The organism is Hydrotalea sp. AMD (assembly GCF_004100315.1).
Lineage (GTDB): Bacteria > Bacteroidota > Bacteroidia > Chitinophagales > Chitinophagaceae > Hydrotalea > Hydrotalea flava.
This window is the reverse complement of sequence record NZ_SCKY01000007.1, coordinates 171,076-196,403: the sequence shown is the minus strand read 5'-3', so window position 1 is coordinate 196,403 and position 25,328 is coordinate 171,076. Positions and strand designations below refer to the sequence as shown.

The 25,328-nt window shown below is 38.5% G+C and carries 26 protein-coding genes and 1 tRNA gene; 9 read left to right on the top strand and 18 right to left on the bottom strand.

All coding sequences use genetic code 11. The annotated features are described in order from the left end of the window. Window positions 1-43 precede the first annotated feature (43 nt). The 3 genes from EO766_RS07215 to EO766_RS07205 are packed head-to-tail and all read right to left on the bottom strand — an operon-like array spanning window position 44 to window position 2,598. Window positions 44-715 carry a gluconate 2-dehydrogenase subunit 3 family protein gene (locus EO766_RS07215; protein WP_074419001.1) on the bottom strand — a complete coding sequence of 224 codons (672 nt, stop codon included), beginning with the start codon at window positions 713-715 and terminating at the stop codon, window positions 44-46. A gap of 6 nt (window positions 716-721) precedes the next feature. Continuing rightward, window positions 722-859: a hypothetical protein gene (locus EO766_RS07210; RefSeq protein WP_179853184.1), complete on the bottom strand. Its 138-nt coding sequence runs from the start codon at window positions 857-859 to the stop codon at window positions 722-724. Next, window positions 859-2,598 carry a GMC family oxidoreductase gene (locus EO766_RS07205; protein WP_074419000.1) on the bottom strand — a complete coding sequence of 580 codons (1,740 nt, stop codon included), beginning with the start codon at window positions 2,596-2,598 and terminating at the stop codon, window positions 859-861. Before EO766_RS07205 ends, EO766_RS07210 begins: the two co-directional genes overlap by 1 nt. 275 nt (window positions 2,599-2,873) lie before the next feature. Here EO766_RS07205 and EO766_RS07200 point away from each other — a divergent pair, with 275 nt between their 5' ends. From EO766_RS07200 to EO766_RS07185, 4 genes are all read left to right on the top strand, one after another. Next, window positions 2,874-3,908, top strand: coding sequence for a polysaccharide deacetylase family protein (locus EO766_RS07200; protein ID WP_081298620.1), 1,035 nt, complete (start codon window positions 2,874-2,876; stop codon window positions 3,906-3,908). Window positions 3,909-4,226: 318 nt separating this feature from the next. Then, window positions 4,227-6,602 (top strand): 3-hydroxyacyl-CoA dehydrogenase/enoyl-CoA hydratase family protein, encoded by a 2,376-nt coding sequence (locus tag EO766_RS07195; protein WP_074418999.1) that lies wholly within the window; start codon window positions 4,227-4,229, stop codon window positions 6,600-6,602. A 66-nt stretch (window positions 6,603-6,668) separates the two neighbouring features. Then, on the top strand, window positions 6,669-7,067 hold the full coding sequence (locus tag EO766_RS07190; RefSeq protein ID WP_074418998.1) for a VOC family protein: 399 nt from the start codon (window positions 6,669-6,671) through the stop codon (window positions 7,065-7,067). 10 nt (window positions 7,068-7,077) lie between these two features. Continuing rightward, on the top strand, window positions 7,078-7,488 hold the full coding sequence (locus EO766_RS07185; RefSeq protein WP_228733119.1) for an acyl-CoA thioesterase: 411 nt from the start codon (window positions 7,078-7,080) through the stop codon (window positions 7,486-7,488). A 14-nt stretch (window positions 7,489-7,502) separates the two neighbouring features. On the opposite strand, the gene EO766_RS07180 is transcribed toward EO766_RS07185, so the two are convergent. The 3 genes from EO766_RS07180 to EO766_RS07170 all read right to left on the bottom strand — a co-directional run bounded on the left by EO766_RS07180 (window position 7,503) and on the right by EO766_RS07170 (window position 9,807). Further along, window positions 7,503-7,910 carry an ExbD/TolR family protein gene (locus EO766_RS07180; RefSeq protein ID WP_068242467.1) on the bottom strand — a complete coding sequence of 136 codons (408 nt, stop codon included), beginning with the start codon at window positions 7,908-7,910 and terminating at the stop codon, window positions 7,503-7,505. Between the two features lie 105 nt (window positions 7,911-8,015). Further along, on the bottom strand, window positions 8,016-8,717 hold the full coding sequence (locus tag EO766_RS07175; protein ID WP_074418997.1) for a MotA/TolQ/ExbB proton channel family protein: 702 nt from the start codon (window positions 8,715-8,717) through the stop codon (window positions 8,016-8,018). A gap of 160 nt (window positions 8,718-8,877) precedes the next feature. Further along, complete coding sequence (locus EO766_RS07170; protein WP_074418996.1) at window positions 8,878-9,807, bottom strand: SPFH domain-containing protein; 930 nt, start codon at window positions 9,805-9,807, stop codon at window positions 8,878-8,880. A 274-nt stretch (window positions 9,808-10,081) separates the two neighbouring features. Between EO766_RS07170 and EO766_RS07165 the strand changes: the two genes are divergently transcribed. Genes EO766_RS07165 through EO766_RS07155 form a run of 3 tightly spaced genes read left to right on the top strand, consistent with a single transcriptional unit; the run spans window position 10,082 to window position 12,070 of the window. Continuing rightward, window positions 10,082-10,516 carry a c-type cytochrome gene (locus tag EO766_RS07165; protein WP_081298619.1) on the top strand — a complete coding sequence of 145 codons (435 nt, stop codon included), beginning with the start codon at window positions 10,082-10,084 and terminating at the stop codon, window positions 10,514-10,516. 37 nt (window positions 10,517-10,553) lie between these two features. Next, window positions 10,554-11,774 (top strand): putative porin, encoded by a 1,221-nt coding sequence (locus EO766_RS07160; protein ID WP_074419993.1) that lies wholly within the window; start codon window positions 10,554-10,556, stop codon window positions 11,772-11,774. Between the two features lie 11 nt (window positions 11,775-11,785). Continuing rightward, window positions 11,786-12,070 carry a c-type cytochrome gene (locus tag EO766_RS07155; RefSeq protein ID WP_218836720.1) on the top strand — a complete coding sequence of 95 codons (285 nt, stop codon included), beginning with the start codon at window positions 11,786-11,788 and terminating at the stop codon, window positions 12,068-12,070. A 75-nt stretch (window positions 12,071-12,145) separates the two neighbouring features. On the opposite strand, the gene EO766_RS07150 is transcribed toward EO766_RS07155, so the two are convergent. The 3 genes from EO766_RS07150 to EO766_RS07140 form a co-directional block, all read right to left on the bottom strand. After that, complete coding sequence (locus tag EO766_RS07150; RefSeq protein ID WP_074419994.1) at window positions 12,146-12,856, bottom strand: thioredoxin domain-containing protein; 711 nt, start codon at window positions 12,854-12,856, stop codon at window positions 12,146-12,148. 2 nt (window positions 12,857-12,858) lie between these two features. Continuing rightward, window positions 12,859-14,118: a peptidase T gene (pepT, locus tag EO766_RS07145; protein ID WP_074418993.1), complete on the bottom strand. Its 1,260-nt coding sequence runs from the start codon at window positions 14,116-14,118 to the stop codon at window positions 12,859-12,861. 142 nt (window positions 14,119-14,260) lie between these two features. Beyond that, on the bottom strand, window positions 14,261-14,716 hold the full coding sequence (locus tag EO766_RS07140; RefSeq protein WP_074418992.1) for an FKBP-type peptidyl-prolyl cis-trans isomerase: 456 nt from the start codon (window positions 14,714-14,716) through the stop codon (window positions 14,261-14,263). A 242-nt stretch (window positions 14,717-14,958) separates the two neighbouring features. Between EO766_RS07140 and EO766_RS07135 the strand changes: the two genes are divergently transcribed. Next, on the top strand, window positions 14,959-16,245 hold the full coding sequence (locus EO766_RS07135) for an exo-beta-N-acetylmuramidase NamZ family protein (RefSeq protein WP_074418991.1): 1,287 nt from the start codon (window positions 14,959-14,961) through the stop codon (window positions 16,243-16,245). Here the strand turns inward: EO766_RS07135 and EO766_RS07130 are convergent. Beyond that, window positions 16,245-16,317: transfer RNA gene (locus tag EO766_RS07130), tRNA-Gly, on the bottom strand. The genes EO766_RS07135 and EO766_RS07130 overlap by 1 nt on opposite strands. A 47-nt stretch (window positions 16,318-16,364) precedes the next feature. On the opposite strand from EO766_RS07130, the gene fmt reads away from it, so the two are divergent. Further along, the gene (gene fmt, locus EO766_RS07125) at window positions 16,365-17,318 is read left to right on the top strand and encodes a methionyl-tRNA formyltransferase (RefSeq protein ID WP_074418990.1); all 954 of its coding nucleotides are present in this window, start codon (window positions 16,365-16,367) and stop codon (window positions 17,316-17,318) included. A 3-nt stretch (window positions 17,319-17,321) separates the two neighbouring features. Here fmt and EO766_RS07120 read toward each other — a convergent pair whose 3' ends face one another. The 8 genes from EO766_RS07120 to EO766_RS07085 all read right to left on the bottom strand — a co-directional run bounded on the left by EO766_RS07120 (window position 17,322) and on the right by EO766_RS07085 (window position 25,151). Further along, window positions 17,322-18,287 (bottom strand): LysM peptidoglycan-binding domain-containing protein, encoded by a 966-nt coding sequence (locus EO766_RS07120; protein WP_074418989.1) that lies wholly within the window; start codon window positions 18,285-18,287, stop codon window positions 17,322-17,324. Window positions 18,288-18,313: 26 nt separating this feature from the next. Further along, complete coding sequence (locus EO766_RS07115) at window positions 18,314-19,678, bottom strand: RsmB/NOP family class I SAM-dependent RNA methyltransferase (RefSeq protein ID WP_143439092.1); 1,365 nt, start codon at window positions 19,676-19,678, stop codon at window positions 18,314-18,316. Between the two features lie 109 nt (window positions 19,679-19,787). Next, on the bottom strand, window positions 19,788-21,224 hold the full coding sequence (locus EO766_RS07110) for an NAD(P)(+) transhydrogenase (Re/Si-specific) subunit beta (RefSeq protein ID WP_074418987.1): 1,437 nt from the start codon (window positions 21,222-21,224) through the stop codon (window positions 19,788-19,790). Between the two features lie 21 nt (window positions 21,225-21,245). Further along, complete coding sequence (locus EO766_RS07105) at window positions 21,246-21,554, bottom strand: NAD(P) transhydrogenase subunit alpha part 2 (RefSeq protein WP_074418986.1); 309 nt, start codon at window positions 21,552-21,554, stop codon at window positions 21,246-21,248. Between the two features lie 21 nt (window positions 21,555-21,575). Continuing rightward, window positions 21,576-22,703 carry a Re/Si-specific NAD(P)(+) transhydrogenase subunit alpha gene (locus EO766_RS07100; RefSeq protein ID WP_074418985.1) on the bottom strand — a complete coding sequence of 376 codons (1,128 nt, stop codon included), beginning with the start codon at window positions 22,701-22,703 and terminating at the stop codon, window positions 21,576-21,578. A gap of 234 nt (window positions 22,704-22,937) precedes the next feature. Then, entirely contained in the window at window positions 22,938-23,738 is an 801-nt protein-coding gene (locus tag EO766_RS07095; RefSeq protein WP_074418984.1) for an O-methyltransferase, read from the bottom strand. Window positions 23,739-23,801: 63 nt separating this feature from the next. After that, window positions 23,802-24,332 carry a dihydrofolate reductase gene (locus tag EO766_RS07090; protein ID WP_228733251.1) on the bottom strand — a complete coding sequence of 177 codons (531 nt, stop codon included), beginning with the start codon at window positions 24,330-24,332 and terminating at the stop codon, window positions 23,802-23,804. A gap of 24 nt (window positions 24,333-24,356) precedes the next feature. Next, complete coding sequence (locus EO766_RS07085; RefSeq protein ID WP_074419009.1) at window positions 24,357-25,151, bottom strand: thymidylate synthase; 795 nt, start codon at window positions 25,149-25,151, stop codon at window positions 24,357-24,359. Window positions 25,152-25,328 lie beyond the last annotated feature (177 nt).

Below are 25,328 nucleotides of genomic sequence, written 5' to 3'. Positions count from 1 at the left end.
TGAAATATAAATGGAGCGGCATTTGTGTATTTAAAAATAGTAATTACGCTTTATCGTAATGGGCACATTCTTTCATTTCTTTTTCTGAATAAGCCAGCCCATATTGTTTTAACACATCATCGGGTACACCATTCCATTGGTTGGGCACATTACCCATATAGCCAATATCTTTCACACCCATTTCTGAGGTATAAAAACCGGTTACCACCAAATCACGCATTTTATTAAAAAAAGAAACCCCTTGCGACATTTCGGGTTTTGCTTTATTAGGATAAGCAATAGCATCTACCATTTCTAATTGTTGTTGTGCCGTGCAATCTTTAAAGGCATGTCCATATTTATTGAGGCAATGCATATCTAACCAACGCAAGCCACCCCTTAAGGGTAATTGGTGTTCGGGCATATCATTGACAATAAACGCAATAAATTCAGGCACTTTTGCTTCAGTTGCGCTTCCACTTACTTCATCTTTCGGAATAATAATATCTGAAAGAATGGCAATGGTGGCCATTTCATGCTCATCAAAAAACTTTTCTGCTGCTACTTTTTCATAGTGTTTTTTTTCTTCCGCCATTCTGTCGGGACCAAGGAAAGGGTTGGCACTTAATGTAGAAGCATCGGTAACTTTTTTATCTGCATTTTTACAGGCTTCTACCAACACGCCTGCAGAGGCAGTAGTAATGAATAATGCTTTAATAGATTTTCTTCTGTCCATAAAATATTATTTTGTATGAATTGTAGATTGTTGAGTGGCAAGAATCAGTATCAGTAAGCTGTTGGTGCCATAAAATTGCACAGCAGCATTACAATACTGCCTGAAATGCACATTTGCATCCATATCATTTCTGCTTTTTCCCATTAAATATTTTGTTTTTTCATTTGGTCAATAATATATTCACTGGCACGCATAGATAAAGCAAGAATAGTCCAGGTAATATTTTTATCTGCCTGTGATACAAATTGTCCGCCATCTACACAAAATACGTTTTTACAATCGTGCGCCTGACTCCATTTATTCAGCGCAGATGTTTTAGGATCATTACCCATTCTAACGGTGCCGGCTTCATGTATAATATTACCTGGATTTGCAAGACCCCAGTTATTGTGCGGACCATTATCTGCACCCCAGGTTATAACGGCACCCATTTGGTGCATAATTTCCTGAAAGGTTTCGTGCATGTGTTTGGCTTGTTTAATTTCATAATCGGTATAAGTAGTATTGAAACGCAGTACAGGAATACCGAATTTATCTACCACACTCGGGTCAATTTCACAATAACTGTCGGCTCTTGCTATGGCTTCGCCCCTGCCGGCCATTCCAAAACTGGCGCCATAAAAAAAGCGGATATCCTCTTTTAATGAAGCACCATAACCGCCGGCTTCTTTGGTTTTACCATGTACTGCAAATTTTCCGTTTAAAGATTGTATGCCCATGCCAATGCCATAGGCAGGTTGTTGCATGCCTCCCCAATATTCAATGTGATAGCCACGGGGGAAATCTAATTTTTTATTATCTAACCACCAGGGCGTATACACATGCATACCGCCAACACCGTCTTCATTGTATCGTTTTCTGTCAAATAATTGTGGCAATACCCCACCCATACCTGCGCCTGTAGAATCGTGTAAATATTTTCCTACCACATTGCTGCTATTGGCCAGCCCATTGGGATGCCGGCTCGATTTAGAATTGAGTAATAAGCGAGCACTTTCACAGGCACTGGCCCCTAAAATAACCACTCTGCCCATTACCTGATATTCCAGCATATCCGTTTTATTAACATAGGAAACGCCTGTAGCCAGTCCGTCGCTACCGGTCAGTACTTCTCTTGCCATAGCATTGGTAATTAAATCAACATTACCGGTAGCCATTGCAGGTTTTACCAATACAGAAGAAGAAGAAAAATCGCCATATACTTTGCAGCTTCTGTTGCATTGAGCGCAGAAGAAACAGGCACCACGGTCTTTATTAATGGGTTTGGTTAAAATAGATAAACGAGAGGGAATTACCGGAATATTAATACCTGCTGCTGATTTCTGCAGCATCAATTCATGCAGCCTTGGTTTGGGGGGTGGTAAAAAAACACCATCCGGATCGTTGGGCAAACCTTCATTGGTACCAAATACGCCAATTAAGCGGTCAATTTTATCATAGTAAGGTTTCACATCCTCATAGCCAATTGGCCAGTCATCACCCAGGCCGTCAATACTTTTTCTTTTAAAATCTTTAGGGCCAAAACGTAGCGAAATTCTTCCCCAGTGGTTGGTGCGGCCACCTACCATTCTAGCACGCCACCAATCCCATTTGGTACCATTGGCATGGGTATAAGGTTCACCATCAATTTCCCAGCCCCAGTAGCAACCGTCAAAATCGCCAAAAGGACGAAACTTGGTGCTGGCGCCACGCCGGGGTGACTCCCATGGATTTTTTAACTGATCAGAATTAATAGCCGGATCGTAATTGGGTCCGGCTTCTAATAAACATACTTTTAAGCCTGCATTGGCCAGCACATAAGCAGCCATACCGCCACCGGCACCGGAGCCAATAATAATGGCATCGTACTTTTTTGCTGCTTTTTTAATTTGTAATACACCCATAATATGGTAGGATTTTAATGTTTGATTCGGATGTTTGAAAGTAATGATTTTTGCAGCAATTCAAGTGAAAGATGGCCATTTTATTTTGCAGGTTAAAGCAGGATTAAAATTGTATGACAAGCAGTAAAAATAGTACCATATTTTGATGGTTAAGTATAAGCCACAACTTCAATTATCCTATAACTTTTTTCATTGAAATAAAAAACAGCAAAAAACAGTGCAGGAATCTGAAACTTACTTAACTTAATTGCATCATTAAAAAAATAAAAACAACCATGCAAGCCATTCTATTCACACATGTATACAAGCATACCCGAAAAAAAATGTTGCTATTGGCCGTATGCATCAGTTTAATTGTTACAGCAAAGGCAACAGACAGTACTTATGCAGAAAAATTAGGCTTTCCAAAAGGAGCAAAAGTAGTGATATTACATGTAGATGATGCCGGCATGAGCTATGAATCGAATGAAGGTGCCATATTAGCATTAACCAAAGGGGTGGCCACTTCAACCAGTGTAATGATGCCCTGCTCATGGGTGCCCGGATTTGTACAATTTTTAAAAGAACATCCACAGATAGATGCCGGGTTGCATTTAACCTTAACCGCTGAATGGAAAAATTATCGTTGGGGACCGCTCAGCGGCAAACCTGCTACACAGGGACTGGTAGATCAGCAGGGCTGTTTATGGCCCAATGTGGCCGATGTAGTACAGCATGCCAGTGCCGCGGAAGTAGCTACTGAAATCAATGCACAACTGCAAAGAGCTTTAACAATGGGCTTTACACCCACCCATGTAGATACACACATGGGCACCTTATTGGCTACACCTGCTTTTGCAGAACAATATATTCAATTGGGTATAAAGAACCATATTCCGGTGATGTTGCCCAGCGGACACGCTACCCTGATTGCCCTGCAAATGCATGCATCGCAACAATTGATGGCACAAATGCATTTCATGGGTAATTTATTATGGAAAGCCGGCTTACCCGTTTTAGATGATTTGTACAATGAAAGCTATGATTGGGTAAACCCAACAAATACATTACAAAACGATAGCCTTTTGCAAGCCTACAGAACCAATCGTTATATAGCTGCATTAGATAGCCTGCAACCCGGCATTACCATGGTAATTATGCATTGCACAGCTACTACCCCACAATTCAAATATATATCTGACAGCGGCCCCACACGCCGCGGCGATTTATTAGCCATGCTCGATCCACGATTAAAAGCTTATATTCAAGAAAAAGGGATTATTTTAACTACCTGGCGGGAATTAATGCAACGAAGAAGTAAACTACCCTAACACTCCCTATCCTTACTTTTGTAAAAGCCTGTATTTTCCTATAAAATTAGTTGCATAGCTAACTATTTTTTATTTAGCTTTGGAGGAAAGTTTTGTTTTTAATCAAGTTACATGGTCATAATGTGTAAAACGCATGTTTACATAAATGAAGTTACAACAACGCTTTATTGGTGGTAAACATGTATTTAAAAATATACTATCACAGGATGGTTTCAAACAATTAAAACTATCGTATAAAAAAATACATTAGCATAGTAATCACCAACTTTCGGTATTACTGTTGCTTGAACAGGAAATAAAAAAGAAAATTACAAACACATGAAACGTATTATTAAAAAGGTAGCTGTTTTAGGAAGCGGCATCATGGGTTCACGCATTGCCTGTCATTTTGCAGGAACAGGTGTAGAAGTATTGTTATTAGACATGATTGGCAAAGATGCAGTAGAAAGTACCAAAACTGCATTAAGAAACAAATTGGTAAATGATGCTTTACAAACGGCATTAAAAAGTAATCCCTCGCCGGTATATACCCCTGATGTGGCTAAGAGAATTACAACCGGCAACTTTACCGATAATATGAAAGATATAGCTACCGCCGACTGGATTATAGAAGTTGTAGTAGAGCGTTTAGATATAAAACAACAAATATTTGCAGAGGTAGAAAAATACAGAAAGCCGGGTACGTTAATTACTTCTAATACTTCCGGCATTCCCATACATTTAATGGCTGCCGGAAGAAGTGAAGATTTTCAACAACATTTTTGCGGCACGCATTTTTTTAATCCGCCCCGCTACTTAAAATTACTGGAAATTATTCCAACTGCACATACCAAACAAGAGGTGATTGATTTTCTTTTACAGTATGGCGATTTGTATTTAGGAAAAACAACCGTATTGTGTAAAGATACTCCCGCATTTATTGCCAATCGCATTGGGGTTTTCAGCATCATGAGTATTTTCCACATCATGGAACAGCAAGGTTTAAGCATTGATACAATAGATGCATTAACCGGCCCTATTATTGGCAGGCCTAAATCAGCTACCTTTAGAACAGCCGATGTAGTGGGTATTGATACATTAGTGAAAGTTGCGAAAGGGGTAGCCGAGAATTGCGCCAATGATGAAGCCAAACATATATTTCAAATACCTGCCTGGCTCGAAAGTATGGTGCAGGAAAACAGATTAGGTGATAAAACCGGACAAGGCTTTTTCAAAAAAATAAAAAGCGCCGGAGGAAAAGATATACAGGTTATTAACCTGCAAACATTAGCGTACGAAGCCCGTCAAAAACCAAAATTTGTCTCTATAGATGCAGCCAAACCCATTGAAGATGTAAAAGAAAGAATAAAGCTATTGCAACAATCGAAGGACAAAGCAGGTGATTTTTACAGAAGTTTCCACTATGCTTTGTTTTCCTATATATCCTTCCGCATACCGGAAATATCAGATGAGCTGTACCGCATTGACGATGCCATGAAAGCCGGTTTTGGATGGGAAATAGGCGCATTTGAAACCTGGGATTTATTGGGCGTAGCCAAAACGGTTCATGAAATGAAAACAGCGGGTTATACTGTTGCAAACTGGGTAGATGAAATGTTAGCAGCAGGCAAAACTTCATTTTATGCGTTGGAAAAAGGCAAAAAGAAATATTATGATATACCCGGTAAGGCATATCGTTTTATGCCTGGCGAAGACAGCTTTATTGTATTGGGCAATTTTACCGACGGACTTATATGGAAAAACAGCGGATGTAAATTATATGATATTGGCCATGATGTCGCAGCATTAGAATGGAGTACCAAAATGAATAGCATTGGCAGCGAAGTATTAGAAGGCATACAGAAAGGCATTACCGTTGCAGAAGAAAAATACAAGGGATTGGTGATAGCAAACCCAGGTCCTAATTTTAGTGCCGGGGCTAATGTAGGCATGATTTTTATGTTGGCTATTGAGCAGGAATATGATGAATTAGATATGGCTATCCGATTGTTTCAAAATACCATGATGCGGGTACGGCATTCTGCCATTCCCGTAGTGGCAGCACCGCATGGATTGGCTTTGGGTGGTGGTTGCGAGTTAAACCTGCATGCCGATAAAGTATGCGCTGCAGCTGAAACATATATTGGGTTGGTTGAATTAGGTGTTGGATTGATACCCGGAGGTGGCGGCACCAAAGAATTTGTATTGCGTGCCTCAGATGAACTACACAAAGATGAACCGGAATTAAATCCATTAAAAGAACGTTTTTTAACTATTGCAACTGCTAAAGTAGCTACCAGTGCTTTTGAAGCCTATAAAATGGGCATACTCAGAAAAGACAGAGATGCCATACTATTAAACCCCGACAGAAGAATTGCAGCCGCTAAAAAAGCAGTGATTGATTTATATGATGCCGGCTATACCATGCCTACCCAACGAAAAGACATTACCGTTTTAGGTCGTTCAGCTTTGGGTGCCCTGTTGGTAGGTATCAATGCCATGAAGCGTGGCGGTTATGCAACCGATCATGATGCCCTGGTAGCCACCAAATTGGCACATGTAATGTGTGGTGGCGATTTAAGTGCCCCCACCCAGGTATCTGAACAATATTTATTAGACTTAGAACGCGAAGCATTTTTAAGTTTATGTGGTGAAAAGAAAACATTAGAGCGTATACAAAGTGTATTAAAAACAGGAAAACCCTTTCGTAATTAGGCTTGATGCAATTTTTAATATGATTGGAAGATTTAGAATAAATGAGCAGGATTAAATGAGAAAGGAATGAAACAGGAAATAGTACAAATGGCTTTGCTGGTGCGTGATTATGATGAAGCCATTGCCTTTTATACCCAAAAATTACAGTTTACTTTAATAGAAGATACAGTTTTAACAGAATCTAAAAGATGGGTGGTGATAGCGCCACCCGGCAGTAAAGGATGCAGGTTATTGCTGGCCAAAGCCGCAAACGAACAACAGGAAAATATGATTGGAAACCAAACCGGAGGAAGAGTATTTCTGTTTCTGCATACAGATAATTTGCAGCGTGATTATGAAAATTTGCAACAGCACAAAATCCGCATTATTCGGGAACCGGAAGCTCAACCTTACGGTACCGTATTGGTATTTGAAGACCTGTATGGCAATAAATGGGATTTGATAGAACCTGCTTTAAAAAATTAATACATGCAATATGGCATCAGAAGAAATGAATTTCCATACCCGAAAATGGGTAAAACCGGAAGATTTAAATCCGAATCATACTTTGTTTGGCGGCAGACTGTTACAATGGATTGATGAAGAAGCCGTGATATATGCCATTATACAACTAGAAAACACAAAAGTAGTTACAAAGTATATTTCAGAAATTAATTTTGTAAATGCACCTAAACAAGGCGATATTATTGAGATTGGCATTATTGCAACCGAATTTGGCAAAACCTCTATCACCATGCGCTGCGAGGTACGCAATAAATTAACCCGTGAACAAATATTGACGATTGATAAATTAGTATTTGTGAACTTAGGAGAAGATGGTAAGCCGAAGGCACATGGCAAAACGCAAATAACTTATGTAAAAGACAGGGTAGTTCCTAAAAGTTGATGCGCTTTGATAATCTATTGAACACCATTATTATCAACTGCCACAACCGGTGTAGCACCTAACTTTTTGATTACCTGCATTACCTTTATGGCAGTACCTAAATGTGAAGTACTATCGCCATTAATTACTACCGAAGGTTTATCAGTTTCTTTGGCTAAAAAGGCCTGTAATTGCGATTCTAACTGATCAAATGGCACTAATTTTTGTCCAATGTAGATATTCTGATCTTTATCCACTGTAATTACAACAGTTTGTTTGGCTTTGGTATCGCTTTTTGCTTTGGGGTTGGCTACTTTTATTACATTGGGATTGGCCAAAGTAGAAACAATTAAAAAAAACAGTAACAGAATAAACAATATATCGTTTAAAGCACCGGTGTGCACTTCTGCATGTCGTTTTCTGATTCCCTGACGTATGTTCATGAGTATAAAAACGGTTATTTATGATTGAAAAGCTGATTCTTATACTGCAGTTGCAGTGTGCGACGCCCAAAGTTCTGCAGCCGGTAACAAAATCTTTCTCAACTTTTATTTGGTTGGTTCCTGCAATATATCAATAAACTCTGCACTAGCCACTTCCATTTTATTGGCGGTTTTATCTATTTGTGTACTTAAATAATTGTATGCTACATAAGCCATTAAACCAATAATTAATCCTGTAGCACTGGTTACCATTTTAGTATAAATACCCCCGGCAATGGTATTCAGCGTATATTCTCCGGTTGAGGCAATGCCATAAAACAATTGTACCATTCCTACAATGGTTCCTAAAAATCCAAACATGGGGGCAATACCTGCTATCAGCGATAAAACAGATAAGTTGCGTTCCATATTGTACATTTCTAATTTACCTACATTTTCCATACTTTTTTCAATGGCATCAATGGGTTTACCAATGCGTTGCAAACCTTTATCGATCATTTTAGCTACCGGATTGGGTGTATTTTTTGCCAGACTACGGGCAGCGCTAATATTGCCGGTAAGAATATTATCGCGAATAATGCGCATAAAATTGGGCTCAATTTTAGATGCCTTACGAATGGCAATTAAACGTTCAAAAAAGAAAAATAGCGCTAAAACCAGTAAAAAATACAGCGGGTACATAATAAAACCACCTTTTTGCAGCATATCCCACATAGAAATTTTTTCTTCTACCGCAGGAATGGCAGTTACAGCTTTATGTAATGTATCTGCAATGGGTGTTGCAGCAACCTGAAGCAAATGAAACATGCTATTGATTTTTTTTGATAACACTAAAGTAAATGCTAAACAAACTTAACAGGATACTTGTGCATAAAATTGTGCAGCCTTTGCGTTTTAGCAAAGCTTTTACACATTTAGCAATGGGAAGCAATAGCAACTACAATGCCAGATATAGTGCACACCAATATTAAGGCTTATTGGTCTTCATTTGCAGCATCGCTTTAATTTGTTGCATATTTTTATCCATTCCCTCAGGGCTACCATCTAAAAAAATAACATTGCCATTGCTTACTTCGGCAAAGTTTTTAATGGCTTCTGTCCACATACTAAATAAAATAACATTGGTATCTAAATTAGCCTGTTTCATTTGTTCGGCGGCCTGGCTCATACCTTTAGCCACTTCTTCTCTAAATAAGGCAACCCCCTGCCCTCTTAAGCGGGCTGCTTCTTTTTCTGCTTCCGCAGAAATTTTAATGGCATTACCTTCTGCTTCCGCAGCCTTGGTTTTAGTGATGAGTAAGGCCTGACCTTCATTTTCGGCAGCGGCTTTTAAATTATTGCTGGCCACTACCTTGCTCATACTTTCCATAACGGCTTTATCAAAAGTAATATCGTTGATTTGCAAGTCTTGTAAATGATAGCCCCATTCTTCTAACGAATGGTCAATTTGTTGTTTTACATATTCTACAATTTCTCTGCGCAGCAATAAAATTTCGGCCTGCTTTTTTGTAGCTACATAAGCGCGGATAGAGCCTTCAACAGTGCGGATAAGCGCCTGCATCAAATCTTTATCACTGATAAATTTAAACGCTACTTTTTTAATGGTTTCTTCATCTGCATTAATTACAGAATACAGCAGCATACTCTTAAAATACACATTGGCCTGATCTACCGTAACGGCCTGAAACTCCAACTCAACAGAACGGTTTTGTACACTAATAATTTTATAAATCTGCTCTAAGAAGGGAATTTTAAAATTTAAACCCGGCCTTAATACACGCCTGTATTTACCAAATAAAGTAATTACCGCCATATTGGCCTGGGGTACCGTTACCAGGCCTGTAAATAAAATAATGATTAAAACGATTAACCACCAAAATGAAATAACTGTTTCCATATCATTTTTTGAGGAAAGATAATTGATTTTTTCAATGATAAGCGCAATTTTAAAATAATAAATTTTTTAGGTATAAAGCAGACTGAATAAAGTTTGCATGCAGATTAACTTTTGGAATTTACAAAAAACTGGCTAAGTGTTAAATATATTGGATATGATTTCATAACCAGTGATTGTAGTCATATTAAAAAATGATTAAAATTCCAGAAACTAACAATCGTCATAAATAATGTTTAAGAACTAAATGAACCTTTGTTAAATAAAACAGTATACCATGGACACGCAAGCATTAACAAAAGGAATAAAGAAAAACATCATTACAGCAGGCTGCTTTATAGCTGCAGCATTATTGCTACCTACGCTATCAAAGGCACAAACCAGTAATTGGAATGTACCGGCTTCGGCGAATCAACTTAAAAATCCGTTAGCAGGTAATACATCGGTATTAAAGGATGCAAAAAAATTATACATTACCAACTGTGGGCCTTGCCACGGCAACAATGGAAAAGGAGACGGGATAGCTGCCGCTGCCCTGAAACCCAAACCCGCCGACCATACTTCTGCTGCTGTTCAAAAAGAAACAGATGGTGCTTTGTATTGGAAAATGACAGAAGGCCGCACACCCATGCCTTCGTATAAACAAGCCTTGACAGATTCACAACGTTGGGAATTAGTGAATTATATACGCACTCTTGCTAAAAAAAGATAAAGATAGCAAAACAATCTTCACCTTAAAATACTCAAACATGAAAAATAAAATGTATAAATTTTGGGGATTACTTGCCTTAGCTATGGGCGGTATATTACCTCATTTATTTGCCCAAACTACCGGAGGCTTGGATTCCACTGTATTGGACCGCTTAAATGCATTGGAACAACAGGCCAATTATCAAAAACCGGGTAATGACCATTTTATGGTAGCAGGATTAACCACCTTTGGTTTTGCTGCAAGCAAAAGCACCAATACATTAGACGGTGTTAGTTCTATTTCTAAAACAAACAGCTTAGCTGATGCAGATCACTACGAATTCATGCCCATGTTTTTATGGCGTCATGGAAAAAAGTTTTTATTAGAATTTGAGCCTTCGTTTAGTAATAATGGCTTGGGAGTTAACTTGGCTGATGTATCCTATTTTGCAGCGCCAAACGTAATTATAAGTGCAGGATATCTGGTGTTGCCTTTTGGAACTTATGCTAAAAGATTAGCCGCTGGGTGGATTAACAAATTAGCCACCGACCCAATGGGAATTGCAGGTATGACACCTACTGATTATGGCGTGGAAGTTGAAGGAGGATTGCCTTTAGGTAGCATGAAACTTAATTATGATGTAGCTTTAAGTAATGGTAGTCAGTTACTGGGTAATGGCACTTTAACCAGTGGCAATATTGTAGATAATAACAATAATAAAACCATTACTGCAAGAATTGGCTGGTTACCGTTTTCTAATTCATCATTAGAAATTGGAGTATCGGGAATGTTTGGTAAAGTAGGAGATCTGGGTTCGCCCTACCAAAATGCAACGGGCAATATGTATGCATTTGATTTAAACTATGTCAAAACCTTCAGCCCCGTCTTAGTAAACATTAAGGCTCAGTATGATATACAAAATATCAGCAATGAGAATTATTTAAATCCGAATGACAGCACTCAAAGTTACTCATTCAATAACCATACCACAGCCGGGTTTGTGCAATGCTCTATCCGACCAACTGAAGCCAATAATTTTTTGAAAAATTTTGAAATTGCAGGCAGATATACCAGTTATAATTTACCGGGTAACTCTACCTTTGGTGCAGACCAACACGCTGTTACTGTAGGTTTAGATTATTGGTTAACCTGGAGAACTGTTGTAAAAGCCACTTACGAAACTTATACCGGCAACAGTACTGCCAGTAAATTATTAAGTGCATACAACGGCACCACCAATACCAATACATTTTATCTGCAATTCTCTATTCAACTTTAAAAATTAAAAAGATGAAAAATCGTAAACCACTCTATACTATCACGCTGGCACTCGTTATTGTTTTTGCAATAACAGGTATATTATCCATCAATGGTTGTGCGCCTACCAAGGCAGTTGCAGCCAAATCGGGAGCACAATTATGGGCAGAAAATTGTCAGCGTTGCCATAACACCCCATCTCCTGTATCATTTTCGGCAGAACAATGGGAAACCATAGGCATGCACATGCAAACAAGAGCATTAATTACACAGACAGAAAGAGAAAAAATTGTAGCGTTTTTAAAAAGCAGCCGTTAATTACCCAATACCCTTGATTAAAAAAGCCGGATTGTTGCAAAACATCTCCGGCTTTTATGTTGCATAACTATTCAATTATAACAAGGATTTAATGGCAGCATCAAAATCACTTTGTGCTACTATCCCATTTTTTCTAAAAACTTCCTGTCCGTTTTTATAAATAATAAATACAGGAATAGCGGGCAAATTCATTTGTTTCATGATATTAGACTGTTTGCCGGCATCAATTTTTACAATATTGAGTTTTGAACCGTAGGTATTTTTCAAAGCCTCTAACACAGGCTGCATTTTTCTGCAGGGCGGGCACCAGTCGGCACCAAAATCAACTAAGGTAACGGTATTACCTTGCTGTATCATTTGCTTGTATTGTTCCATGTTTATTTGCGGCTCATTTGATTCACCCATTAAAGGTTTATCTGCTTGTTTCCAAGCCTGTATACCGCCGGCTAAATGATATACTGTTTTATATTGATGGGCACGCAACCAATCGGCGGCGGCAGCACTTCTAACACCAGATAAACAGTACACATACACCGGTTTATCTTTGTCTATACTCTTTACTCTTTCCTGAAACTGATCAGGTATGAGCCAGTCGGCCTGCAGTGCATGATCAATATGCCCACTTGCAAATTCTTCTGCTGTCCTAACATCCAGAATTTGTACACCGGGTTGTTGTATTTGTTGCTGAAATACATCCGGTGTTAATGCTTCATTTTTAGTGCTTTGCGCCTGACAGGACAATAAAATTCCTGTTAAAGCCACGGTTAACCATGTTTTCATTTTCATATTTATTGTGTAATTGTTTTTTCTTCCCAAATTTGTGCAAGATGTACCAAAATTTCAACAGCCAACTCCATATCTTTTATACCCACCCATTCTTTTTTACTGTGAATACCCTGCATACCGGTAAATAAATTCGGACAGGGCAAACCCATAAAACTTAAACGGCTGCCATCGGTACCACCCCTAATTGGTTCTTTTCTTACAACAAGGCCAGTACGTTGGTAAGCTTCTTCCGCATATTCAATTACTTGCGGATGATGCTGTAAAATCTCATACATATTTCTGTACTGCTCTTTAACCTGCATTTCAAAATAGGCACCGGGATGGCATCCTACCACTGTTTCAGTAAAATGTTTTAATCTTTCTTCATACTTCAACAAATTAGCAGTATCAAAATCACGAATAATAAATTCGATAGTAGCTTTTTCTGCAATACCCTCCATACGTACGGGATGAACAAAACCCTGTTTTTTATCAGTGGTTTCGGGGCTCCATTCTTCCTTTGGTAAAACGGTTAACAGTTCACCTGCCAGTTTTAATGCATTCACCAATTTATTTTTTGCATAACCCGGATGCGCACTTACCCCATAAATGGTAATAGTTACACTATCTGCACTAAAAGTTTCTACTTCCAAATGGCCCGCTTCACCCCCATCTAAAGTATATCCGTAATCAGCCCCTAAATATTGCAGATTTACTTTCTCTGTGCCACGGCCTACTTCTTCATCCGGCGTAAACAAAATTTTTATATCGCCATGTTTTATTTCAGGATACTGCATTAAATAATTGGCAGTATCCATAATAATAGCAACGCCGGCCTTATCATCGGCACCTAATAAAGTATTTCCGGAAGCAGTAATAATATCTTTTCCGATATGTTCTTTTAAGTATGGATAATTATCGACTGTTAGTACCTGTGTATCATCATCCGGTAACACAATTGGGGCGCCGTTGTATTGCTGATGCAAAATTGGTTTAACATTTGTACCACTGCAATCGGAACTGGTATCCATATGGGCACAAAAACAAATAACAGGTATATTTTTTTGTGGGCTGTTAGAGGGAATTGTACCATAAACGTAACCATATTCATCCATTTTTGCATCGTCAATACCCATCTGCTTCAATTCAGCTGCCAACAACTGTGCTAACTGTTTTTGTTTTTCTGTGGAAGGGAAATTAGTTATAGCGGGATCACTTTGTGTATCAATTTGCACATACCGCATGAATCTTTCTACTACTGAATAGGAATAATCTTTTAACATATCCCGAAAAATTTTGAAGGCAATTTAATACAATTCTTGTGCAGTATGCCTAAATATACAGTTTAGCAAGATAATCTTAACGATTCATGCATAAAAAACCCGGAACAATATATCCGGGCTTATCAACTAATTCAATAATAGGTTATGGCATGATAATTAACGGGCTTCCGCCAGCAATGGCAACCAATTCCAAATCAAAAATCAAATCTTTTCCAGCCAAAGGATGGTTGGCATCAAGAATAACTACTGTATCTTTTACATCAACAATCACCACAGGAAAATTCTGGCCCTGGCCATTGCTCATGTTTAATTGCATTCCTACTTCCGGTGTCATATCGGCAGGAAAACGATCGCGTGGAAATTCCATAATCATTTCTTCCTGAACAGGTCCATATGCTTCATCAGCAGGAATATGTATGGTTTTTTTTTCACCTACCTGCATTCCGGTTACGCCATCATCAAAACCGGCAATTACCATACCACTGCCTACTTCAAACTCAAGTGGTTCACGGCCTTCAGATGAATCGAAGGTAGTACCATCTTCTAACTTTCCGTGATAATGTACTTTTACAGTATCACCCTTTTTAACTTGTTGCATTGTTTGCTTTTTTATTGTTTAAGAAGTCAGCTCCTATTTCACCTCTCCACTGTGGTTGCATCGCAAACTTCTACGGAAGCATTCAACATCAACTATCAGAAAGAATTGAAAACCGGCTTCGCCTGCAAAATACGCCGAACTGCTATAACAGACAATTATTTTTCGTTAACTTTCAACTCCCATATTCAAAAGAAAGAATAGACCATATGCAAAAATGTATTCTAAATAATTTAAATTTAACAATGAATCGTACAGCAGTTCAAAAAATAATTTCAATTCAATCCTACCTTTTATTGGCAGTTTACCTGCTTATTTTCAATTCAAATTTTGCACAAGCAACGGTTCCTATATTGCCGGGTGCTTATCAAACCCAGACCTATTTCAAATGGCTGCAACACAAAAATGTGGCACTATTTGCCAATCATACCGCTACGATTGATGATACGCATTTGGCAGATACATTATTAAAAGCGGGTATACATATTGTAAAAGCTTTCGGCCCCGAACATGGTTTCAGAGGAAAAGCAGATGATGGTAAAGTAATTCAAGATGATATAGACCTCCTTACAGGCATACCCATTATTTCGCTATATGGCAAGAAAAGAAAACCAACACCGGATGACTTAAAAAATGTTGATGTGATTATCATTGATATTCAGGATGTTGGAACACGATTTTATACCTTCATTTCTTCGGTACAGGAGATGCTGGAAGCGGCATTTGAAAACAATAAATCGGTTATACTTTTAGACAGACCCAATCCAAACGGCTTTTATGTTGATGGGCCTGTTTTAGATACTGCATATAAAAGTTTTGTAGGCATGCAACCTATACCAACGGTGTATGGCATGACGATAGGGGAATATGCTAACATGCTGATTGGAGAACACTGGCTTTCGAAAGAAGCAGACAGCCATTTTTATCAATACTATGCACAGCATGGCTTTTCCAGGTATCTGCCTTCGTTTTTAATTGTACGTTGTAAAAATTATGATCACAACAGCAAATACAGGCTGCCCATTCCCCCATCGCCCAATTTACCAGACATGGCCAGTGTTTACTGGTATGCAGGCAATTGTTTGTTTGAGGGTACTGTTCTGAGTGAAGGTAGAGGAACACCACACCCATTTTGTTATATCGGGCACCCGGATTTACCCAAAAACCTGTTTGCATTTACACCAACACCCGGGCCTGGTGCAGCAAATCCAAAATTAAACGGTGTAACTTGTTATGGATGGAATTTGTATCAACCCGAAAAAGAGGTATTACAAGCCATTAACAACCACTTGCCCATACAATATATTTTAAAAGCTTATGCATTATTTCCCGACAAAGCACATTTTTTTATTTTACCCAAAAAGGGGAATGAAAAATTTAATGCATTTAACCGATTGGCAGGTTCCAATCAGCTAATGAAACAAATACAAGCCGGATTAACAGAAGATGAAATAAGAGCAAGCTGGCAGCCCCAATTAGAGGTATTCAAAAAAATCAGAAAAAAATATTTGTTGTATAAAGATTTTAATTGAGCGGAAAACGGGACTCGAACCCGCCACCTTCAGTTTGGGAAACTGATGCTCTACCGGATGAGCTATTTCCGCTAATGCTTTGCAATGTACAAAAGAAATTCATCCCCTACATTTGCAGCATGCAAGTTTCTGATATCAGAATCATTTTTATGGGCACCCCCGATTTTGCGGTAGCCGCTCTCGATTCGCTGGTGCAGGCCGGCTGCAATATTGTAGCAGTAGTTACAGCACCCGATAAACCTGCAGGCAGGGGCATGCAGTTACAACAAAGTGCAGTAAAACAATATGCCGTGACGCATGGTTTATCTGTACTTCAACCAGAAAAATTGAAACATCCCGATTTTATTGCAACATTGCAATCGCTTCAACCACAGTTGCAGGTGGTGGTAGCTTTTAGAATGTTGCCCGAAGTGGTTTGGAGCCTACCCCCAATGGGTACCATTAATTTACACGGATCATTGTTACCACAATACAGAGGAGCAGCTCCCATTAACTGGGCTATTATAAATGGGGAAAAAGAAACAGGTGTTACCACTTTTAAATTGCAACATGCTATTGATACTGGCAATATATTATTGCAACAATCCATGCCCATTTTCCCGGAAGAAACAGCAGGCGAATTACACGACCGTATGAAAATAATTGGGGCCGAATTATTGGTTACAACCTTACAACAGCTGGCTGCAGGAACGCTAACAGAACAACCGCAGATAGTGTCAGCGAACGATACAACACTTAGCATAAAACACGCACCTAAAATTTTTACAGAAACTTGTCAAGTAGATTGGCATAAGCCGGCTGATAACATCCATAATTTAATCAGAGGACTTTCACCTTACCCAGGAGCATTTACATTTTTGAAAGGAAAAAAATTAAAAATTTATCGTTGCACTGTTGAACCTATGCAAACTGCTGCAATACCGGGCAGTATTTATACCGATGGGAAAACATTTTTAAAGATGGCCGCCCTGGATGGATGGGTTCTGCTATCTGACCTGCAATTAGAAGGCAAAAAGAGAATGGATACAGCAACTTTTTTGAGAGGATATCATCATCTGCTGCACATGGAATAGCCACTAATATTGCACTGTAACCGGAAATCGTTTATCAGCCATACCCAATACTGCTGCTGCAGCATTACTAATACGCAGCAACAAACCATCATCTTCTTTAATATTGGGCAGTGCACCCAATACTTTAGCATACACCACTTTTTGATTGCTTTCTATTTTTACAACGGTACCTTCAGGAATATTATTGATTAATATATAATATTTTTTATCCATCCAACCGCTGGCAGTTTTAAAAATAGAAGCATCACCTGAAATTGACTGCCCGGTCTGTTTATAAAAATCGGTGAAAAAACCGCCGGTAGGAATGTCATCTGTATTTGAATTACTGCTATTGTTAACAGGAATTACCTGATTTTTTGTTGTATTATTCTCAACAGATGTATTTGCATTTTGAACAACAGGTGCAACAGCAGATGTATTTGCAGCCGCAGGTTTTGCAGGTGTAGTGGTTGGTACATTTTCATTGTGGGTAACAGGTTCTGAAACTTTTGCAACAACAGGCTCACTTGCCTCAGTACCAATTGTTAAATGCTGACCGGTATGAATATTGCTAGAAGTTAAATGATTCCATTGCTGAATTTGTGCCACAGTTACTTTATATTTTCTGCTGATGGCATACAAGGTTTCTTTCGGTTCAACAATGTGAATGATTGTTTTACCTTCATTTTGAGAAGTTGTTGCAACTGTTTTGGTTTGTTTGAGAACGGGTGCTTCAGCGTGTGCAACCTTAGTTCCTTTAACAGGTATTTTTACTTTTTCCCCAATGCGCAGAACACTTTTACTGTTCATGCCATTCAAACGCATAATATCGCCAACAGTAGTATGATATTGGTGCGCCAATGCCGATAAAGTTTCACCCTTCTTGATAACATGTTCAATTGCAGAACCATTTGTTTGCGCATGCAGTGCGCTAAACAGAAAAATTACACAACAGCATAAAATTGCTTTTAAAATAGAAGATACATTCATTTCAATAAATTTTCAACTTCGTAAAATTAATCTTTTAAAATTCTCCATTCAGCCGGATAATAATTATTGATTCGATTGGGTAAAACTTTTATCCAACCCAATCTTAATCCACAATAGCTAATGGTACACCATCCTTTGGCCCCCTGAATAGCCGGCACCTGTTTACGTAAATAATGTAAAGCAGTTTCCAAATCTACTTCAACATTGTTCATTTGTGTTAAAGGCAGCAAACTTAGCGCTAATTCATGCGAAGGAACAAAATCTTTTCCTTTCAGGCTACCCAGTTCTATCCCGGCTTTTTTTATGTAGAGTTGTTGAGCCAGTTGTTGTAAAGGTTGCCAATAATGGTTTTGAATGGCCCTAAATTCATTCTCCTGCATAAATACCCTGTAATTTTCTGGCAATTGTATATGTTCAGAAAGTAACGCTAATTCTTTGCCTGGAGGTTGTGTTAAATTATTTTCCAATCGAAATACAGGTTGTATTCCTGCCGATTTTTTTCGAAAAGCAGCAACAAAAAAGCCTTCTCCTTTTACCTGATCAGGGAAAAAACGATAGCCCCATGCCTCCTGTTGAGTGGTTCGTACTTCTACAATACCCCAATTGGGTTGCAATTGTATACGAAGTGGTTCAAATGCATATTCCTGAACCATCCAGTCAAGTATTGCTTCATCTTCGGCAGTTGAATAAGAACAGGTGCTGTAAATAAACAAACCATCGTGTTTTAAAACACTCATTGTATCCCGAATAATCCTTTGCTGCCTTAAACTACAGGTATGTACATTTTCAAGACTCCAGCCGGCAATGGCACCTGCATCTTTTCTAAAAAGTCCGCTGCCGCTACAAGGCGCATCAAGCAAAACCACATCAAAAAATGCAGGAAGGCGGTGAAAATGTACAGGATCATTATTGGTAACGATGATATTATCTGCACCCCATTTTATCACATTCTCCGTTAAAATTGCAGCCCTTGACTTAATTACTTCATTCGCTACAACTAAACCATTTTTAAAATAACCGGATAATAAAGTTGTTTTACCGCCAGGTGCAGCACTTATATCCAATACAATTTCCTGCTCTGGTTGTGGTATTGCTTGTTGTAAAATTTGTTCAATAAACATACTGCTGGCTTCCTGAACATAGTAGGCGCCACCATGCAAAAAGGGATCAAACGTAAACGAGGGGCGCTCTTTTAAATACCATGCATCTGAAGTCCAGGGTACCTTTTCATCTAATTGATGGGCAAGGGGTAATTGTTTTAATAATTTTTTTTTGAAAGGATTAAAACGGATAGAAGTAACAGGAATATCATGCACATGCGCAGCCAGAAAAGCTTCTTTTTGAAAGCCTTTTACACCCTGCATAGATTCAATAAAAGAAATAGGTAGCACTGAACGAAGTTAAGCGAGTAATGAACGACTATTAAAAAAACGACAATATTTTAACCAAAATTACAAGGCTGTTATTCCATTCATATTGATATTAAAATACAAGAATGCCTTACAATGTTTTTATTTCATTGATTAAATCCTGCAGCACTTTTTTGCCATCACCAAACAGCATGGATGTTTTGGGCTGATAAAATAAATCATTATCAATCCCTGCATAGCCTGGCTTCATGCTGCGTTTATTAACAATAACGTTTTTAGCCTGTTCTACATCTAAAATAGGCATACCATAAATGGGAGATGCAGGATTGTTTTTTGCAGCCGGATTCACCACATCATTGGCACCTAATACCAGTACCACATCGGTTGATTTTAAAGTATTATTGGCTTGTTCCAATTCCAACAATTTATCGTAACTAACATCGGCTTCAGCCAGCAAAACATTCATGTGGCCTGGCATTCTGCCTGCTACAGGATGAATGGCATATTGCACTTCTACTCCTTTATCTTCAAGTAATTTTTCAAGCTCATGACAGGTATGTTGTGCCTGAGCAACCGCTAATCCATAGCCTGGTACAATCATCACTTTGTTGGCATAACGCATTACCATTGCCGCATCGCTAGTAGAAATTTCCTTGTAAGAACCACTGTTTGTTGTAGCTGAACCCGATGTTGTATTTTCTTTTGATCCGAATGAGCCAATTAATACATTGGTTAAACTTCTGTTCATGGCTTTACACATTAATATGGTAAGCAGTGTTCCGGCTGCACCTACTAAAATTCCACCTGTCAGCATGGCTTTGTTATTATACAAAAAACCACCACAGGCTGCAGCCACGCCAGTAAACGAATTCAATAAAGAAATTACAACCGGCATATCTGCACCACCTATGGGCAACACAAACAATACACCGTAAATTAAGGCCAACAATACAGTTGCAATAAAAAAGTAGTCGGCATATTGATTTGATGCGAAATAGGTAACAAATGCCAAAACAATTACCAGCGCAAAAACCAATAAATTTAAGCTATGTTGTGCTTTAAAAACAACATCTTTAAAACTGCCATTCAACTTACCCCAGGCTACCATACTTCCGGCAAATGAAATACTACCAATAATAGCCCCGGCAGCAATGGCTAAAAAATGTCCGGTTGCCACTGAGTCGGCAAAATGCAGAGTTTGCACTTTTTCTGCAGTCCGAAACACATAATCAAATTCAATAACTGAAATGAGTGCTGCACAGGCACCGCCCATTCCGTTAAAAAAGCTTACCATTTCGGGCATAGCAGTCATTTTTACTTTTTTTGCTGCTACTACCCCAATTATAGCCCCAATAATAAGAGCGGCAAAAATCCAGCTGTAATTGTGTAATGAATTACCATTTTCATCTTTATACAAAAAGATGGTACCGATAATGGCCACTAACATACCGGCTGCAGCCACTAAATTACCGCGCCTTGCTGTAGCAGGAGAGGATAACATTTTTAAACCCATGATAAAAGTAACGGAGGCGGCTATGTAACAAATGGTCAAAATATCCAACTGCATATACAATACTTTAATAAATAATTATTTTTTCTTCCTAAACATTTCCAGCATACGGTCGGTTACCACAAATCCGCCTACTACATTTAATGTGCCCAGTATTACAGCCAAAAATCCTAAAATGAGCGCCAGATAATTGGTTTCAGCAGCACGGCCCATTACAATAATAGCTCCGATAATAACTACACCGTGTATGGCATTAGCCCCGCTCATTAATGGTGTATGTAATACACTGGGTACTCTGCCAATAATTTCAATACCCAGAAATATCATCAAAATAACAATGTAAATCATTTGCTGATTTTCAGAAACCCATTTTAAAGCTGCTTCCATAAAATAAATTTTAATCGCGAATTATTGAATCAAAGCCAATACTCTTTCATTTACAATTTTACCATTGTGTGTAATGCAACAACCCTGCACAATATCATCTTCAAATGGTATATAAATATTCCCTTCAGATGTTACAATTAATTGAAGAAAATTCAATAAATTTTTGCCATATAATTTACTGGCATCGAATGGCATGGTAGCGGGTAAATTACTGTTTCCAATAATGGTAACACCGTTCCCTGTTACAATAGTTGCATTGTTTTGAGTGAGAGGTGTATTACCACCCGTAGCAGCAGCCAAATCAACAACAATACTACCATTGCGCATTTGTGTAATCATGGCTTCGGTTAACAATTTTGGTGCAGGTTTTCCCGGTATTTGAGCAGTAGTAACAATAATATCAGCCTTTGCAGCAGCTTCAGCGATAAGTTGTTGCTGCTTTTGTTGATAAGCCGCAGATTGTTCCACTGCGTAACCGCCTGCATTGGAAGCATCCGCAGCACCTTCAACTTCCACAAACTTTGCTCCAAGGCTCATTACTTCTTCTTTTACGGCAGGCCTTGTATCAAAAACCTCAATTACAGCACCTAGCCTTTTTGCAGTAGCAATAGCCTGCAAGCCTGCCACACCTGCGCCCAAAACCAGAACTTTAGCAGGAGGAATACTTCCGGCAGCAGTAATAAACATGGGGAAAAATCTGCCATAATTAGCGGCAGCTATTATAACGGCTTTATAACCGGCTATGTTAGCCTGACTGCTTAGTACATCCATGCTTTGTGCACGGGTAGTCCGGGGAATTGCATCTAAGCTAAATGTGGTGATGGATTTTGAAGCCCAATCCTGCATGGTTTTATATGCATACAAGGGTTGAAAAACACCCACTACAATTGTTCCGGGCTTAATCAGTTGTATATCATCATTGGTAAGGGGATGAATAGAAAACAGAACATCAGCCTGCTGCAAAATTTCCGTTCGGTCATTTATATTTGCGCCTGCTTGTGTATAAGCTGCATCAGTTGCATAAGCTGCAATGCCGGCCTGTTGCTGCACCCAAACCTGTATGTTTTTTTTAAAAAGTAACGGTAATTGTTCGGGTAAAAGTGACACCCGATTTTCTCCTGACGGTTCTTTTAATACCCCTGCTATCATGTGCATTACATTATAAAACAAATGTAGGCGATTTGAAGTTGTTCAAGAGATTTTTTACATGAAATACAATGTCAAAATTTAAGAACCAAGATTTTGCAGATTCTGAATGTATTTTTTCATGTGCTCTTTTATATTGATTTTGACCACATGGAATTCGACTATGCTCATTCCTGTTGGTATTTAACCTAATGATGGCTCATTGCATGCTAAAAAAAGGTATTACAACAGTAACAATCAAAATCGTATGGTAAAATGCTGTTTCGATTTAAACGATTTTCGAAACAATACAATGCCAATAAAAAACAAATCTATTGTGGCGGTAACGGCGGGATTATTTTGAATTTCATGCCAGGCTTGTTCCATTTCTTTACTCCAGTGAATATCATCAAATATCATAATAGTATCTTCATTGGAATGCTTTAATAACCAATGGAAATATTGTAAGGTTGGTTGTAACCGATGATTCCCGTCAATAAATACAAAATCGGTTACCTTATTAATTTGTTGCAACAATTCGGGTAATACAATATCGAAATTTCCTACATAAGAGTGAATATTCTTCAATCCCAAAATTTCAAAATTTTTATTGGCAACTGCAGCCACCACTTGTGCGCCTTCAATAGTATAAACCGTTGCGTTGGGATTGGCTGCAGCCATATAGGCAGCAGTAATTCCTAAAGAAGTACCCAATTCAATAATGGAAGCGGGTTGATAAAATGCCACCATTCTGGCCAATAAACTGCTGTATTTTCGGGGCTTTAATGAAGACCGGGCAATGGTAGCAATACTTCTTTTACTCTGCTTCACCACTCTGGATCCGGCTCCAAAATCATCTAACAGTATTTCCTGTTGGCTTATTTTTAGTTGTTGACGCATTCGCTCAATATCAGAAGCAGCTGCTATATGAATTTTAGGGACCAATACCTGCTGAACAAATTCAAATACAAACGGAGAGTGAATACCATGCCCCTTACCGTTAGAGGCTTTTATCCAGTACTGTATATATTTTGAAGCCAGTTTAGTTTTTGAATACATAATATTTTGAGGCTGTATAGCGAAAAAATTTTGTTGCTACATCTGTGGAAATCTTATCCAATTTTATACTTTTCGTTCCCAGCACTGAAAAGCGTAAGCGTACGCATGTTTCGCATCGGCATTATACTTTATTTCCGATGTTAAGCGCCATTCCGTTGTACTGAATGCAGGAAAAAATGCATCAGCATCTTCAAACACATGATGCACTCTTGTAATATACATTTTGTGCGCCAATGCTATGGTTTGCGCATAAATTTCACTCCCACCTAAAACCATCAATTCTTTATAACCCAATTGAAGTGCTTTTTGCTGGGCTTCCTCAAATTCGTGCACTACTGTAATACCCGGTGATTGAAACAATTGATTACGGGTTAATACCATATTATAACGCCCGTTTAAAGGCTGATTATTCAATGCGTTAAAAGTTTTTCGGCCATATACAACCGGCATTGCCCATGTTTTATTTTTAAAAAACTTTAAATCGTTGGGTAAGTGCCAAAGCAATGCATTGTTTTTTCCAATGGCATTATTTTCGGAAGCAGCTACTATCAAAGTAATAACCGGTTTGTTTAGATTAGTTGGTATTGATAACAAAAGCTACATTATTTAATTTGAATACTAAACAGCTACCGGCGCTTTAATGGCCGGATGGCATTGATAATTTTCTAATATAAAATCATCATAATTAAAATCAAATATATTGGTTATCTGTTTATTTAAGTGCATTTGTGGCAGCGGAAATGGTTTTCTGTTCAATTGCAAAGTTGCCTGTTCCATGTGATTGTTATATAAATGCACATCGCCAAAAGTATGAATAAACTCACCGGGCTTTAAATTACAAACCTGCGCTATCATTAAAGTTAACAAAGCATATGATGCAATATTGAAGGGCACACCTAAAAACACATCAGCACTACGCTGGTATAACTGGCAACTTAATTTGCCATTGGCAACATAAAACTGAAATAAGGCATGGCAGGGCATTAGGGCCATTTTAGGCAAATCTGCTACATTCCATGCACTGACAATCAGCCTCCTGCTATCCGGATTGGTTTTAATTTGTTGAATTACTTCTGTTATCTGGTCAATGCTTGTACCACCAGCACCCTGCCAGCTTCTCCATTGATGGCCATATACCGGGCCCAGTTCTCCATTTGCATCTGCCCATTCATCCCAAATAGTAACACCATGATCATTGAGGTATTGAATATTGGTGCTTCCCTTTAAAAACCACAGTAATTCATAAATAATACTTTTTACATGCATTTTCTTGGTAGTAACCAAAGGGAACCCTTTTTCCAGGTCAAAACGCATCTGATACCCGAAACAACTACGGGTACCGGTGCCGGTGCGGTCATGCTTTTGCTGACCATTTTCAATAACATGCTTTAATAACTGTTGGTATTGCTCCATACTGCAAAATACAAACTGGTACTTAAACCTGCCTGAAAATAAATTTAAAATGTTTAAAAGCTGTGGATATTTGGGATAATGTATTGAAGGAGTGATATTTATCACTTTTTCTACGCGGCAATTGCTTATATTTATTTTCTTATTAGCCTGAAACAATTACGAATATTTTACAAAATT